The organism is Streptomyces sp. NPDC056128, assembly GCF_042263835.1.
GTDB lineage: Bacteria > Actinomycetota > Actinomycetes > Streptomycetales > Streptomycetaceae > Streptomyces.
Window position 1 is genome coordinate 113,205 of record NZ_JBHJVQ010000013.1, and the last position, 13,823, is coordinate 127,027.

General features: G+C 73.7%; 12 protein-coding genes. 3 read left to right on the plus strand and 9 right to left on the minus strand.

Going from position 1 to position 13,823, the window contains the following annotated elements:
* Nucleotides 1-17: 17 nt before the first annotated feature.
* A complete protein-coding gene (locus tag ACFC1X_RS24165; protein ID WP_376356825.1) occupies nt 18-803 on the minus strand; it encodes a dioxygenase in 786 nt (261 codons plus the stop codon).
* 107 nt (nt 804-910) lie between these two features.
* On the opposite strand from ACFC1X_RS24165, the gene ACFC1X_RS24170 reads away from it, so the two are divergent.
* On the plus strand, nt 911-1,402 hold the full coding sequence (locus ACFC1X_RS24170) for a MarR family winged helix-turn-helix transcriptional regulator (protein WP_376356827.1): 492 nt from the start codon (nt 911-913) through the stop codon (nt 1,400-1,402).
* Nucleotides 1,403-1,502: 100 nt separating this feature from the next.
* Here the strand turns inward: ACFC1X_RS24170 and ACFC1X_RS24175 are convergent, their stop codons facing one another.
* Entirely contained in the window at nt 1,503-3,038 is a 1,536-nt protein-coding gene (locus ACFC1X_RS24175) for an MFS transporter (RefSeq protein WP_376356829.1), read from the minus strand.
* Between the two features lie 101 nt (nt 3,039-3,139).
* On the minus strand, nt 3,140-3,793 hold the full coding sequence (locus ACFC1X_RS24180; RefSeq protein ID WP_161326721.1) for a TetR/AcrR family transcriptional regulator: 654 nt from the start codon (nt 3,791-3,793) through the stop codon (nt 3,140-3,142).
* Nucleotides 3,794-4,105: 312 nt separating this feature from the next.
* Here ACFC1X_RS24180 and ACFC1X_RS24185 point away from each other — a divergent pair, with 312 nt between their 5' ends.
* A complete protein-coding gene (locus ACFC1X_RS24185) occupies nt 4,106-5,401 on the plus strand; it encodes a M6 family metalloprotease domain-containing protein (protein ID WP_376356831.1) in 1,296 nt (431 codons plus the stop codon).
* A gap of 35 nt (nt 5,402-5,436) precedes the next feature.
* Nucleotides 5,437-7,068: an IclR family transcriptional regulator C-terminal domain-containing protein gene (locus tag ACFC1X_RS24190; RefSeq protein WP_376356833.1), complete on the plus strand. Its 1,632-nt coding sequence runs from the start codon at nt 5,437-5,439 to the stop codon at nt 7,066-7,068.
* 180 nt (nt 7,069-7,248) lie between these two features.
* On the opposite strand, the gene ACFC1X_RS24195 is transcribed toward ACFC1X_RS24190, so the two are convergent.
* Genes ACFC1X_RS24195 through ACFC1X_RS24220 form a run of 6 tightly spaced genes read right to left on the minus strand, consistent with a single transcriptional unit; the run spans nt 7,249 to nt 13,614 of the window.
* Nucleotides 7,249-8,679: a class II 3-deoxy-7-phosphoheptulonate synthase gene (locus ACFC1X_RS24195; RefSeq protein WP_376356835.1), complete on the minus strand. Its 1,431-nt coding sequence runs from the start codon at nt 8,677-8,679 to the stop codon at nt 7,249-7,251.
* Complete coding sequence (gene trpC / locus ACFC1X_RS24200; protein ID WP_376356837.1) at nt 8,676-9,452, minus strand: indole-3-glycerol phosphate synthase TrpC; 777 nt, start codon at nt 9,450-9,452, stop codon at nt 8,676-8,678. Before trpC ends, ACFC1X_RS24195 begins: the two co-directional genes overlap by 4 nt.
* Nucleotides 9,449-10,456 carry an anthranilate phosphoribosyltransferase gene (gene trpD, locus ACFC1X_RS24205; RefSeq protein WP_376356880.1) on the minus strand — a complete coding sequence of 336 codons (1,008 nt, stop codon included), beginning with the start codon at nt 10,454-10,456 and terminating at the stop codon, nt 9,449-9,451. Before trpD ends, trpC begins: the two co-directional genes overlap by 4 nt.
* A gap of 16 nt (nt 10,457-10,472) precedes the next feature.
* Nucleotides 10,473-11,075 (minus strand): anthranilate synthase component II, encoded by a 603-nt coding sequence (locus ACFC1X_RS24210; protein ID WP_376356839.1) that lies wholly within the window; start codon nt 11,073-11,075, stop codon nt 10,473-10,475.
* Complete coding sequence (locus ACFC1X_RS24215) at nt 11,072-12,571, minus strand: anthranilate synthase component I family protein (RefSeq protein ID WP_376356841.1); 1,500 nt, start codon at nt 12,569-12,571, stop codon at nt 11,072-11,074. Before ACFC1X_RS24215 ends, ACFC1X_RS24210 begins: the two co-directional genes overlap by 4 nt.
* Nucleotides 12,568-13,614: a class I SAM-dependent methyltransferase gene (locus ACFC1X_RS24220; protein ID WP_376356843.1), complete on the minus strand. Its 1,047-nt coding sequence runs from the start codon at nt 13,612-13,614 to the stop codon at nt 12,568-12,570. Before ACFC1X_RS24220 ends, ACFC1X_RS24215 begins: the two co-directional genes overlap by 4 nt.
* Nucleotides 13,615-13,823 lie beyond the last annotated feature (209 nt).

Below are 13,823 nucleotides of genomic sequence, written 5' to 3' on the forward strand. Positions count from 1 at the left end.
CCCCGCCCGGCCGGCGCTCAGCCGAACTGCACGGACCGCTTGGCCAGCCCCATCCAGAACCCGTCGATCACCGACCGCCGCAGGTCCAGTTCACCGGCCGCGTCCGCGGCCCCCATGGTCACGAACAGGGGCGCGAAGTGCTCGGTGCGCGGGTGGGCGAGCCGCCCCGCCGGGGACTTGCGGGCGAAGTCGAGCAGCCCGTCCACGTCACCGTCCTCCAGCGCGCGCCGGCCCCAGTCGTCGAACTCCGCGGACCAGGAGGGGACGCCGTCCTGGCGCAGCGCGGCCAGGTTGTGGGTGAAGAAGCCGGAGCCGATGATCAGCACGCCCTCGTCGCGCAGCGGCGCGAGCCGGCGGCCGGTCTCCATCAGCCGTTCCGGGTCGAGGGTCGGCATGGAGACCTGGAGGACCGGGATGTCGGCGTCGGGGTACATCTCGACGAGCGGCACGTAGGCGCCGTGGTCGAGGCCGCGGTCGGGGACGTCCTGGACGGGCGTGCCGGGGGCGCGCAGCAGCTTGCGGACCGACTCGGCCAGCGCGGGGGCGCCGGGGGCCTCGTAGCGCACCCGGTAGTAGTGCTCCGGGAAGCCCCAGAAGTCGTACACCAGGGGCAGGGTCGTGGTGGCGCCGAGGGCGAGCGGGGACTCCTCCCAGTGGGCGGAGACGACGAGGATCGCCTTCGGCCGGGGCAGGGCGGCGGCCCACGCGGCGAGTTCGCCGGGCCAGACCGGGTCGTCGGCGAGCGGCGGGGCGCCGTGGCTGAGGTAGAGGGCGGGCATGCGCTCCTGCGTGGCGGCGGTCATGACTGCTGCTCCCATACGGCCGATACTTGAACTCTCAATCTCTACTGGCCATTAATCTACGCCGAATTTGTTTAACTTTCAAGGAGTAGTTTCGTAGAGTGGGACCCATGAACGACGAACCCCGCTGGCTCACCGACGAGGAGCAGCTCGTCTGGCGCTCCTACATCGAGGCCGCCACCCTCCTGGAGGACCACCTCGACCGGCAGCTCCAGCGCGACGCGGGCATGCCGCACGTCTACTACGGCCTGCTGGTCAAGCTCGCCGAGTCGCCGAGGCGGCGGCTGCGGATGACGGAGCTGGCCAGATACGCGAAGATCACCCGCTCCCGGCTCTCGCACGCGGTCGCCCGGCTGGAGAAGAACGGCTGGGTCCGCCGCGAGGACTGCCCCTCCGACAAGCGCGGCCAGTTCGCCATCCTCACGGACGAGGGGTACGCGGTGCTGCGCCGGACCGCTCCGGGCCACGTGGACGCCGTGCGCCAGGCCGTCTTCGACCGGCTCACCCCCGAACAGCAGAAGTCCCTCGGCGAGATCATGCGGATCGTCGCCGAGGGACTTCAGCCGAGCGAAGCGGGTGCGGACCTGCCCTGGCTGCGCTGAACGCGCGGCCGGGGCAGGTCCTGGAAGCCGTGTGCGGAGGGCGTCCCCTCCCCCCGCACACGGATGGAACGGAGGGCCCGAGCGGGTATCGGGTCCGGCGTCAGTGGGCGACGACCGGCACCGGCAGCTCGTCCTCGACCCCGTCGCCCGCGGCCGACCCGGTGACGGTGGTGCCGCCCGGGCGTCCCGCGTTGATGAAGGTCAGGGCGATCACGGCGGCCACCACCAGGATGCCGACGGCGAACCAGATGGCGCTGGTGTAGCCCTGCACCTGGCCCTGGAGCTGGACCAGCTGCTGCTGGGACCGGGAGGTCGCGCCGCCGATGTGGTCGGCGACGTAGGACGTGGTGGCCGAGGCGGCGATCGTGTTCAGCAGCGCCGTACCGATCGCGCCGCCCACCTGCTGCGAGGTGTTGACCATCGCCGAGGCGACACCGGCGTCCCGCGCCTCCACGCCCATGGTGGCCATGGACATGGCCGGCATGAACGCCGTACCCATGCCGAGGCCGAGCAGGAGCATGCCGGGCAGCAGCACACCGGCGTAGGAGGTGTCGATCTCCAGCTGGGTCAGCAGCAGCATGCCGAGGGCGGCGACCAGGAAGCCGGGGCCCATCAGCAGCCGGGGCGCGACCCGGGTCATCAGGCGGGTGCCGATCTGGGTGGAGCCCGTGATCATGCCCGCGATCATCGGCAGGAAGGCGAAGCCGGTCTTCACCGGCGTGTAGCCCTTCACGATCTGGAGGTAGTAGGTCAGGAAGAGGAACAGGCCGAACATCGCGATGATCGCCAGGCCCAGCGAGAGGTAGATCCCGCCGCGGTTGCGCTCGGTGATCACCCGCAGCGGCAGCAGCGGGGCCTTGACCTTCGACTCGACGACCACGAAGGCGAACAGCAGCACGGCCGCGCCGACGAACATGCCGACCGTCACCGAGTCGCTCCAGCCGTTGGACTCGGCGCGGGTGAAGCCGTAGACCAGCGCGACCAGACCGAGGGTGGAGAGGATCACGCCGGGGATGTCGAGCGGCGAGCGGTTGCGGCCGCCCTGGGGCTCACGGATGACCAGGTAGGCACCGGCCGCGGCGACGATGGCGAACGGGATGTTGACGAAGAACGTCCAGCGCCAGTTCAGGTACTCGGTGAGGAAACCGCCGAGGATCAGACCCACGGCGCCGCCGCCACCGGCGATCGCGCCGTAGATGCCGAAGGCCTTGGCGCGCTCCTTGGCGTCCGTGAACATCACGGCGAGCAGGGAGAGCGCGGCCGGCGCGAGCAGGGCGCCGAAGGCACCCTGGAGGGCGCGGGAGCCGAACATCATCGCCTCGTTGGTGGCCGCGCCGCCGAGCGCCGAGGCGACGGCGAAGCCGGCCAGGCCGAGGACGAAGGTGCGCTTGCGGCCCCACAGGTCGGCTATCCGGCCGCCGAACAGCAGCAGACCGCCGAAGGCGAGGGCGTAGGCCGTGACGACCCACTGCCGGTTGCCGTCGGAGATGCCGAGGTCCTGCTGGGCGGAGGGCAGGGCGATGTTCACGATGGTGGCGTCGAGGACCACCATCAGCTGGGCGAGCGCGATGAAGACGAGCGCTTTCCAGCGTCCGGCGTCCGGGACGCCGGGAGCCTTGACGGCTGTTTGAGACATGGGGATACCCACTTCGGGACTTCGTGACGGATAAAGGTGAGTAAAGGGACGACTGACCTACGGCGACGGCCGGACGGTCGGGGGTCGCGGAGCTGCTGGTGCTACTGGTCGCAGGGCCGGCGCAGATCCTCCATGGTCACTTCGCTGCCCGGCAGGACGGAGCGGGCCGGTGCCCGCAGTCCGTCCAGGAACAGCTGGAGATGGCGGTGGACGAACCGGTCGGCGCTCAGACACCCCGTACCGGCCGGGGGCCGGCTCAGCTGGGCGGCGGCGATCATCAGGTCGCCCACGCCCACGTCGTTACGGAGCTGACCGGCCGCCTTCGCCCGGTCCATGACCTCGGCGACGAGTCGTTCGACCCGTTCGCGCGCCGCTTCCAGGTCGGGGTGGTGCTGGTCGAACGTGCTGGAGACCATCGGGCACAGGGCGCTGATCCGCTCGTCGGCGGAGGCGTGCACGAAGCGCTCCAGCGCCTCGAACGCGTCCCCGGTCTCCGCGAGGGCCAGCTCGGCCGCCCGTGCCGTGCGGTCCATGACCGAGCAGACGACCTCACGGACGAGGGCGTCGCGGTCGGGGAAGTTGCGGTACACCGTGGCGTTGCCCACGCCGGCCCGGCGGGCGATCTCGTCGAGCGGCACCTCGGGGCCGTGCTCGACGAACATCTCCCGGGCGGCGGTGACGATCCGCTCCCGGTTGCGCAGAGCGTCGGCACGGGGCCGGGGCACCTTGCGCTGCTCGGGGGTCGCGGTCTGCACGGCGTACTCCTTGGCGAGGGGTTCGCGATCCGGGGAGACACTCCCCGCTTCGCTCGGACACAGGGCTAAACGGGGAAACGATCCCCGGTTATTTCCCGGACCCGAGAAGAAACACCGTGACCTGAGTCACAGCACCGGGACGACCCGGTCCCTCACCCTCCGTGAGACCCCAACGCCCGTCCCCCGGACGGAAGCTACCGGCGAGAAACCCACGATCGGCCGCTCCAGCGCGCGCCCGCACACCCCTCGGCCCAGGGTGAGCGCAAGAGCGCAGCCGGTGCCGGGCGGCTGCCGTGGTCCGGGGAGGTCCGCATGCAGGCGCAGCCGCCAGGCCGACGCATACGTCCGCGCCGGCTGGCCGCGATGGGGACCGTCGGCGTCCTGACCCTCGCGCTCAGCACCTCGGCGAGCACCGGCGGCCTCGCGCCGGGCACCGCGCCCGCGGGCGCCGGACCGGCCGCCCTCTCCCGCTCCTCCGCGCACGGCCCCTGCATGATCAGTGGTGGACCCGAGATCCAGATGTCCGAGGGCGTCCCGACCTCCGCCGGCTACGCCCCCTCGACCGGCACCGTCCGGGCCCTGAACCTGATGATCGACTTCTCCGACGCGCCCGGCGAGGGCGAGGCGCTCGACCGGTTCGCGGAGTTCTTCCCGAAGACCGAGGAGTGGTTCCGCACCAGCTCCTACGGCCGCCTCGACTACCGCCCCGAGACCCCCATACGGGACTGGCTGCGGATGCCGAAGTCGTTCGCGGAGTACGGCATAGAGCGCGGCGCCCCCTTCGAACCCGGCTACCGCAAACTGGTCCAGGACCTCGTGGCGGCGGCCGACGCGGAGGTCGACTTCCGCTCCTACGACCTGCTGAACGTGCTGGTCACCCCGAACGCGGGCCCGTCCGCCCTGGACACGGTGCTGTCCGTGACCTTCGCCGGGAACGCCGACGCCCCGGTCGCCGACGGCGTCCCGGTGGCCAACGCCTCCTTCGTCTACTCCCGCCAGGACGACGGCTCCGGCTCCTACGACGAGACCGGCTACCGGGTGCTGCCGCACGAGAACGGCCATGTCTTCGGACTCCCCGACCTCTACACCCAGGAGGGCGGGGGCGCGGTCGGGCACTGGGACATCATGAGCGAGGACTGGGGCGCCAACAACGACCTCCTCGGCTGGCACAAGTGGAAGTTGGGCTGGCTCGACCCCTCCCAGGTGCACTGCGCCGCCGCGGCCGGGACCACCGAGTACACGCTGACGCCGCTGGCCCGCAAGGGCGGCGACAAGCTGGTGGTCGTGCCGCTGGACGGCGAGTCCGGCTACGCGGTCGAGCTGCGCACCCAGGCGGGCAACGACGAGACGGTGTGCCGGCCGGGTGTGCTCGTCTACAAGGTCGACGCGGACGTCGACACCGGCATGGGCCCGGTGAAGGTCTACGACTCCCAGCGCGACAGCGGCGGCTGCACCCGCGGCCCGAACGTCCACGCCGAGCTCTCCGACGCCGCCTTCACCCCGGGCGAGACCTTCAAGGACCCGGCCCGCGACGTCACGATCAAGGTGTCGGACGCGGACGGGAACGGCGACCACCGGGTGCGGGTCACCCGCGGCGGGCGGGATTAACGTAGCCCTGCCGCGAACGCCGTACCGGAGAGCCGATGCCCGCCAACACCACGAACGCCGTCGCACGCGACGGGGCCGCCGCCGTGCCGGACGAGGCGGTGGCGCCGCTGCTGCGCGGGATCGCCGTGCTGCGCCGGCTGACCGAGGCGGACGGCGGCGCGCTCAGCCTCAGCGGGCTGGAGAAGGCCACCGGACTGGCCCGGTCCACCGTCGACCGCCTCACCGCGACCCTCGCCCGCGTGGGATACGTCCGCCTGGACGGCCGCGACGTCTCCCTCGCCCCCCGGCTGATGGAACTGGGCAACGCCTACCTCGCCGCGCTCCGCCTGCCCGACCTGCTGGCCGCCCGCGCCGACGCCCTCGCCGACGAGCTGGACGAGTCGGTGTCGCTGGCGGTCGGCGACCGGGACGGCATCCGCTTCATCCACCAGGCCACCCGCCGCCGCGCGATGTCCCTGAGCTTCCGCATCGGCGACCTCCTGCCCGCCGAACGCACCGCGCCGGGACCGCTGTTCGCCGCCGAGTGGACGCCGGCCGACTGGCACCGCTGGCGCCGGCGCCGGGCGGCCGACCCGGAGGACCGCGGCTTCCCCGCCGTACCGCCGCGCGAACACTCCACCCCGGACGAGAACTTCGAGCGGCGTACGGAGCGGGCGGCGGGCGACGGCTGGGCGCTGGACGACCAGTTGATCGAACCGGGGCTGGTCGCGGTCTCGGTCCCGGTGCGCGACCCCGGCACCGGACGGGTGGCGTGCGTGGCCAGCGTGGTGAGCCACACCAGCCGCCACACGGCACCGGACCTGCGGGCCGCCCTGCTCCCCCGGCTGCGCGCGGCGGTCGCCGCGATGGAGGACGACCTGCGCACCGCGCCGCCGCCACAGCCGGGGCCGCCGCCCTCGGGCCTGGCCACCTGGACCGGTGCGTCCAAGCAGGAGCTGGGCCGGGAGTTCGTGGAGTCGCTGGCCCGCGGGCTGACCGTGCTGACCGCCTTCGGCGAGGGCCGCCCGGCGCTGACCCTCACCGAGGTCGCGAAGGCCACCGGCCTGGCCCGCGCGACCGCCCGCCGGGCGCTGATCACCTACGAGCACGCGGGGCTGGTGGCCCCGGCGCCCGACCGGGCGTTCGCGCTCACCCCCCGGGTGCTGTCCCTCGGCTTCCCGCCGCTCTCCCGCACCTCCCTGCCCGAGATCGCCCAGCCGCACCTGACCGCGCTGGCCGGCCGCGTCCACGAGTCGGCGGCGCTGGCCGTCCTGTCGGAGACGGGCGAGGAGATCCAGTACACGGCCCGGGCGTCCACCGGCCGCGTGCTGAGCGCCCGGGTCACGGTCGGCGCCCGGCTGCCCGCGTACGCGACCGCGCTGGGGCGCGTGCTGCTGGCCGGCCGCCCGGACGGCGCCGGGACACCGTCCGACGTGCTGCGGGAGGTGCGGGCGCGGGGCCACGCCCTGGTCGACGAGGAGCTGGAGGCCGGGCTGCGCGCCGTCGCGGTCCCGGTGCGCGACCGTACGGGACGGGTGGTGGCCGCCGTGAACGTGGCGATGCACGCGGCCCGCCGGACGACGGAGGAGTGTGTGACGCGGGTCCTGCCGGAGCTGCGGCGCACGGCGGACCTCGTCGAGGCCGAGCTGCGGGTGGCGGGGCGCTTCTGCCGGGTGCCCGCCGTCTGACCCGGCGGAAAAGGCGGCGGCCCGGGGGCGGCGGTCCGCAGAGGTCGGAGCGCCGCCCCCGGGCCGGTTCGAACGGAGCCTGCGGGGGAATTTTCAGGCCCTGGCACGAGGGTACGGAGACCGTCACCCGCGCCACACCTGGCGTTCGTCAGGCGTGGAACTTACCTTCGGCAGTACGGCTCAGGCCCCGCTGCGCTGCTCCCGCAGGAACTCGGCGACGCGGAAGGCGAGTTCGATGGACTGGGCGGCGTTCAGCCGTGGGTCGCAGGCGGTCTCGTAGCGGCTGGCCAGGTGGGTGTCCAGCACCTCGTCGAGGTCGCCGCCGAGGCATTCGGTGACGTCTTCGCCGGTGAGTTCGAGGTGGATGCCGCCCGGGTGCAGGCCCTCCTCGCGGTGCACGGCGAAGAACTCGGCGACCTCGGTGGTGATGTCGGACAGCCGGCGGGTCTTGTAGCCGCTCTCCGAGACGAAGGTGTTGCCGTGCATGGGGTCGCAGGCCCACACCGGGGTGTGCCCGGCGTCCCGCACGGCCCGCAGCAGCGGCGGCAGCAGTTCCGCGCCGCGTCCGGCGCCGAGCCGGCTGATCAGGACGAGCCGGCCCGGGGCGCGGTCCGGGTCGAGCCGTTCGCACAGCTCGCGCAGGTCGGCGGCGCCGGTGGTCGGGCCCACCTTGACGCCGACCGGGTTGTCCACCCCGGCCAGCAGCTCCACGTGCGCCCCGTCGAGGCGCCGGGTGCGGTCGCCGATCCACAGCATGTGGGCGCTGGTGTCGAACCAGCCGCGCCGCTTCTCGTCGTAGCGGATCAGCGCCTGTTCGTACTGGGGCAGCAGCGCCTCGTGCGAGGTGTAGAGCTGCACCTGGTGCAGGGCCGCCTGGGAGCGGGTGTCCAGGCCGCACGCGGACATGAACCTGAGGGCCCAGGTGATGTCGTCGGCGGCCTTCTCGTACCGCTGTCCGGCGGCGCTGCGCCGGACGAACTCCTGGTTCCAGTCGTGCACCTGGCCCAGGTCGGCGTAGCCGCCCAGGGTCAGCGCGCGCAGCACGTTCAGGGCCGCCGAGGCGTGGTGGTAGGCGCTCAGCAGCCGTCCGGCGTCGGGGCGGCGGGCCTCGGCGGTGAACTCGGGCCGGTTGACGATGTCGCCGCGGAACGCGGGCAGTTCGACGCCGTCGACGGTCTCCGTGGGGCGGCTGCGGGGCTTGCCGAACTGGCCGGCGATCCTGCCCACCTTCACCACCGGCAGCCCGGATCCGTAGGTGAGCAGGATGGCCACCTGGAGGATCACCCGCAGCTTGCCGCGCACCCCGGCCTCGGTGCAGGAGCCGAACCGTTCGGCGCAGTCGCCCGCCTGGAGCAGGAAGCCCTCCCCGGCGGCGACCTGGGCCAGGGAGCGGCGCAGGTCGAGGATCTCCTCGGGGAGCACCAGCGGCGGCCGCAGCGCGAGGGTGTTCTCCACCCCGCGCAGCTCCTCGGGGTCGGGCCAGTCCGGCTGCTGGGCGGCCGGGCGGCCGCGCCACGAGTCCGGGCTCCACGCGCCCCGGCCACCGCCGCCCGCCGTCCGGGTCCCGTCCGGGACCGCCCGTCGTGTCGTGTGGGTGTCGCTCGCCGTCATCCGACCAGTTCCTTGATCGTGGCACCGGGATCCCCGGCCCGCATGAGCAGTTCTCCGACCAGGACCGCGTCGACCCCGGCCCCTTCCAGCGCACGGGCGTCCGCCGCGCCGCGGACACCGCTCTCCCCGACCATGACGCGTCCGGTGCCCACCCGCCCGCGCAGCCGGGCCGAAAGGGTCCGGTCGATCGAGAAGTCCCGCAGGTCGCGGTGGTTGACGCCGATGACGTCTGCGCCCGCCGCGAGGGCCACGTCCACCTCCCGCTCGTCGTGCACCTCGACCAGCGCCTCCATGCCCTGTGCCCGGGTGTGGGCGAGGAGTTCGGCCAGCCGCTCCGGACTCAGCGCGGCCACGATCAGCAGCAGGGCGTCGGCGCCGAGCGCGCGGGCCTCCAGGATCTGGTACGCGTCGGTGACGAAGTCCTTGCGCAGCACGGGCAGGTCGCAGGCGGCGCGGGCGACGGCCAGGTGCTCGGGGCTGCCGCCGAACCCGGCCTCGTGGGTGAGCACCGACAGGGCGTGCGCGCCGCCGTCCTGGTAGGCGCGGGCCAGCTCGGCGGGGCGGTAGTCGTCGGTGAGCGGCCCCTTGGAGGGGCTGCGGGGCTTCATCTCGGCGATGACCCCGAGGCCCGGTTCGCGCAGGGCGGCGGCGAAGTCCCGGGCGGGGGGCGCGGCGGCGGCCAGGCCGGCCAGTTCCGCCTCGGAACGTGCCGCGCGGCGGCGGCGCGTCTGGCGTTCCGCGTCGGCGACGAGGGTGGCGAGGATGCCGCTCATGCCGGTACCTCCAGGTCCGCGTCCGCGCGCTGCCAGGAGGCGCGGGTCCAGCGTGCGAGCAGGTCGGCGGCGGCGCCGTTGTCCACGGCGGTCCCGGCGAGCCGCAGCGCGTCGGGCCAGGTGCCGGCCAGGTCGGCGACGCGCAGGGCGGCGGCGGCGTTGAGCAGCACGACGTCCCGCGCGGGGCCGCGTTCGCCGGCCAGGACGCGGCGGACGACGGCCGCGTTGACGGCGCGGTCGCCGCCTGCGAGGTCGCCGGGCCGGGACCTGGCCAGTCCGTGGTCGGCGGGGTCGAAGCGGTGGGTGGTGCGGCGGCCGTCGCGCAGTTCGACCATGTGGGCCGGTGCGCCGGTGCTCAGTTCGTCCATGCCGTCCTCGCTGTGGAAGACCAGGGCGCTGGTGACGCCGAGCCGGTCGAGGACCTCGGTCATCGGTTCCACCAGCTCCCGGCTCGGCACGCCCAGGGTGCGCAGCCGGGCGCCCGACGGGTTGCACAGCGGCCCGAGCAGGTTGAAAACGGTCCGCGCGCCCAGCTCCCGGCGCGGGCCTGCCGTGTGCCGGAAGGCCGGGTGGAAGACCGGGGCGAACAGGAAGGTGATCCCGGCGCGGTCCAGGCAGGCCGCGGCCTCCTCGGCGCCGAGGTCGATGCGGATGCCCAGTTCCTCCAGCACGTCGGCGCTGCCGCAGGCGGAGGAGGCGCTGCGGTTGCCGTGCTTGGCGACCCGTACCCCGCAGGCGGCGGCGACGATCGCGGACGCGGTGGAGATGTTGAAGGTGTTCAGCCCGTCGCCACCGGTTCCGCAGGTGTCGAGCAGGTCGCCCGCGCACGGCACGGGCGTGGCGAACTCCTGGGCGGCGCGGGCCATGCCGACCAGGTCGTCCACGGACGCGCCGCGCACCGTGACGGCCAGGGCGAATCCGGCGATCTGGGCCGCGGTGGCCTCGCCGCGCATGATCACGCGCATCGCCTCGGCGGCCTCGCCCTCGGTGAGGGGGCGCCGCACGAGCGTTCTCAGGGACTCAATCATCAGCGCACTCCAGGAAGTTCGCGATCAGCTGCTTGCCCTCGGGGCTGAGCACCGACTCCGGGTGGAACTGCACCCCGTGGACGGGGTGCTCGCGGTGGCGCAGGCCCATGATCGTGCCGTCCGCCGTGCGGGCCGTGACGACCAGCTCGTCCGGCAGACCGGTGGGCGCGACCACGAGTGAGTGGTAGCGGGTGGCGGTGAACGGGTCGGGCAGGCCGGCGAGGACGCCGCTGCCGTCGTGGTGGACCTCGGATGCCTTGCCGTGCACCTGCTCGCCGCGCACCACCGAGCCGCCGAAGGCCGCGGCGATGCTCTGGTGTCCCAGGCAGACGCCGAGGATCGGCAGCCGGGCGCCGAGTGCGCGGACCGCTTCGACGCAGATCCCCGCCTCGTCCGGCGTGCCGGGGCCCGGGGAGAGCAGCAGCAGGTCGAACGCGGCGAGGTCGGCGAGGCCGACGGCGTCGTTGCGGAAGACCGTGGGCCGGCCGCCCTGTTCGGCGACGTAGTGGACGAGGTTGTAGGTGAACGAGTCGTAGTTGTCGACGACCGCGACGCGTGGCCCGGCAGCCGGGCGGGTTCCGTGCGGGGCGCTCATGTCCCGGCCTCCGCCCGCCGTACGGCCGTGAGCATGGCCCGCGACTTGTGCAGCGTCTCGCGGAACTCGGCGGCGGGGTCGGAGTCGGCGACGATCCCGGCGCCCGCCTGCACGTGCACCTGCCCGTCGGCGACGACCATGGTGCGCAGCGCGATCGCGAAGTCGGTGAGGCCGTCCGCGCCGACGAACCCGAGGGCGCCGCCGTACACGCCGCGCCGCTCGGGCTCCAGCTCGGCGATGATCTCCATGGCCCGGATCTTGGGCGCCCCGGAGAGGGTGCCGGCGGGGAAGGCGGAGCGCAGGGCGTCCAGCGCGTCCCGGCCCGGTGCGAGGTGCCCGGCGACGGTGGACGACAGGTGCATCACGTGGGAGAAGCGCTCGACCCGCATCAGCCGCTCCACCCGGACGGTGCCGGGTTCGGTGACCCGGCCGAGGTCGTTGCGGCCGAGGTCGACCAGCATCACGTGTTCGGCGCGTTCCTTCTCGTCGGCGAGCAGTTCCCGCTCCAGCCGCTGGTCCTCGGCGGGGTCGGGGTGCCGGGGGCGGGTGCCGGCCAGGGGCCGGGTGCGTACCGTGCGGCCGGTCGCCTTGACGAGGAGTTCGGGCGAGGCGCCGATGATGTGGCGGCCGCCGCCGAGGCTCAGGTGGTACATGTACGGCGAGGGGTTGGTGGCCCGCAGGTGCCGGTACAGGTCGAGCGGTGCGGCGCGCAGGGGTCTGCTGAGCCGCCGGGAGAGCACGATCTGGAAGGCGTCGCCGGCCGCGATGTGCTCGCGGGCGCGGGCTACGCGGTCCGTGAACTCCGCCTCGGTGAGGTTGGCGGCCCAGCCGTCCGTCTCGGTCCCGGCCGTCGGGGCCTCGGCGAGCGGGCGGCCGGCGAACCCGGCGGGCCGGTCCGCCTCGCGCAGCCTGCGGTTGAGGTGCGTGATCCGGGCGACGGCGTCGTCGTAGGACTCCAGGGCCGGGCGGTACAGGGTCATCAGCAGGACGCGCCGCGTCGCGTGGTCGAAGACGACGAGGTCGTCGGCGGCCAGGAAGGCGGACTCGGGCAGGCCGGGCGGCGGTCCCGCGGCGACGGGGAGGTCCTCGAAGTGGCGGGCCGCCTCGTAGCCGAGGTAGCCGACGATCCCGCCGTGGAACGGCGGCAGTCCGCGCACCGGGGCCGCGGACCGGGCCAGGAAGCCGCGCAGCGCGGTCAGCGGGTCGCCGCCGGGCAGGTCCAGCGGGACGGGGCGGTGGCCGACGTACGAGTAGCGTGCCACCCCGCCGGAGACGGGCACGCTCTCCAGCAGGAAGCCCGCCTCGTCCGGTCCGCACAGCTGGGAGAAGGCGGTGACGGGGCTGATGGCGTCGTCCAGGAACTCCTGGTGGAGCGGGATGACGTCATGCTCCCGGGCCAGTGCCGCGGCGGCGGAGCGGTCCGGGACGGTGGCGCGGGCCGCCTCGCGTGCGTCCTGTTCATACGCGGTGCGCGGCTCGGTGGCGTGGGTGGTCATGCCGCCTTCTCGGCGGCGGAGGAGACCCGGCCCACGCCGACGACGGCGCGCCGCGGGATGGTGACGCGCCACCCGCCGGTGGCCTCCTCCCGGCGCAGTGCGCAGGAGGTGAGGCCCTCCGGCGCGTCCGGGTAGCGGAAGACGGCCTTCGCGGTCTCGGCCACCCAGCGGTACGCCTCGGTCTCGGTGCGGCCCTCGAAGACCTTGACCAGTCCGTACATGTTGAGCAGGTACCGGCCGATCTCCAGCTCGGCCTCCTCGGGGGTGGCGCCGACGGCGGTGTACGGGTCGTCGATCTCCACGACCTCGCGGTGGTCGTAGCCGGCCTTCTCCAGGTATCCCTCGATCTCGTCCCGGGTGAAGTGCAGGAACTTGTGGCCGGTCGCCGAGTACACGTCGGTGACCTCCTCGAACCACACGTCCACCGGGGAGCCGACGAGGAAGTCGTGCAGGACGAACGTGCCGCCGGGGCGGAGCATCCGGCGCGCCTCGGTGGCCACCGTCTGGCGGTCCGAGGGCGGCACGTGGTGCGAGCCGTAGGCCAGTAGTACGGCGTCCACGCTGCCGTCGCGCAGCAGCGGCTGCTCGGCCCGCTGGAGCAGGGCGGGCACGCCCGCCGCCCACGCCGTCGTCACCATGTGGGGGGACGCGTCGCAGGTGAGGATGTTGAAGTCGCCGATGCCCAGCTCCTCGCACACCTTGCGGACCAGTCCGTCGCCGCCCAGCAGGTCGACCAGGACGGGCCGCTCGCCGTCCGGCGTGCGGCGGGCGGTGCCGGCGAAGCCGAGGAGCTTCCTGATCCCGGTCTCGCGGGCCCGCCGGTTGAGGGTCTGGGCCTGCACGTACTCCACGCCCCGGCTGCCCTCGCCGTCGGCGCCGAAGTCGTCGTGGCGCGGCGGGGTGGCGTCCCTGGCCGCCTCCCAGGCGGCGATCCGCCGCGGGTCGGCGAGGGCGTGCAACTCGGGGTGGCGCCGCCGCAGTTCCGCCAGCTGTCCCCGCACGTCGTCCCCGGTCACGGGGTGTCCGCTCGTCTGTGCGTGCATGCGTCGGGATCTCCTCGGGTGGGGGTGGGCGCGGGCCAACGCGATGCCCGCCGGGCTGCCGGCACGACGCTAGGAGCATCAACTTTCTGCTCGATATCGATCGGTTTTCGCCCCGCCGGGCCAAGATCCGTCCCTGTCGAAAGTAAGGCGGAAGAGACGTCGTTCGTGCCTGGTGGCGGTGGATGACGGGCTCCTACAGTCACTTGGCG

What these genes read in the sequence shown, in the direction of transcription:
- ACFC1X_RS24165 (WP_376356825.1), bottom strand. Translation starts at nt 803, where the DNA reads ATGACCGCCGCCACGCAGGAGCGCATGCCCGCCCTCTACCTCAGCCAC.
- ACFC1X_RS24170 (WP_376356827.1), top strand. Translation starts at nt 911, where the DNA reads ATGAACGACGAACCCCGCTGGCTCACCGACGAGGAGCAGCTCGTCTGG.
- ACFC1X_RS24175 (WP_376356829.1), bottom strand. Translation starts at nt 3,038, where the DNA reads ATGTCTCAAACAGCCGTCAAGGCTCCCGGCGTCCCGGACGCCGGACGC.
- ACFC1X_RS24185 (WP_376356831.1), top strand. Translation starts at nt 4,106, where the DNA reads ATGCAGGCGCAGCCGCCAGGCCGACGCATACGTCCGCGCCGGCTGGCC.
- ACFC1X_RS24190 (WP_376356833.1), top strand. Translation starts at nt 5,437, where the DNA reads ATGCCCGCCAACACCACGAACGCCGTCGCACGCGACGGGGCCGCCGCC.
- ACFC1X_RS24195 (WP_376356835.1), bottom strand. Translation starts at nt 8,679, where the DNA reads ATGACGGCGAGCGACACCCACACGACACGACGGGCGGTCCCGGACGGG.
- trpC (WP_376356837.1), bottom strand. Translation starts at nt 9,452, where the DNA reads ATGAGCGGCATCCTCGCCACCCTCGTCGCCGACGCGGAACGCCAGACG.
- ACFC1X_RS24210 (WP_376356839.1), bottom strand. Translation starts at nt 11,075, where the DNA reads ATGAGCGCCCCGCACGGAACCCGCCCGGCTGCCGGGCCACGCGTCGCG.
- ACFC1X_RS24215 (WP_376356841.1), bottom strand. Translation starts at nt 12,571, where the DNA reads ATGACCACCCACGCCACCGAGCCGCGCACCGCGTATGAACAGGACGCA.
- ACFC1X_RS24220 (WP_376356843.1), bottom strand. Translation starts at nt 13,614, where the DNA reads ATGCACGCACAGACGAGCGGACACCCCGTGACCGGGGACGACGTGCGG.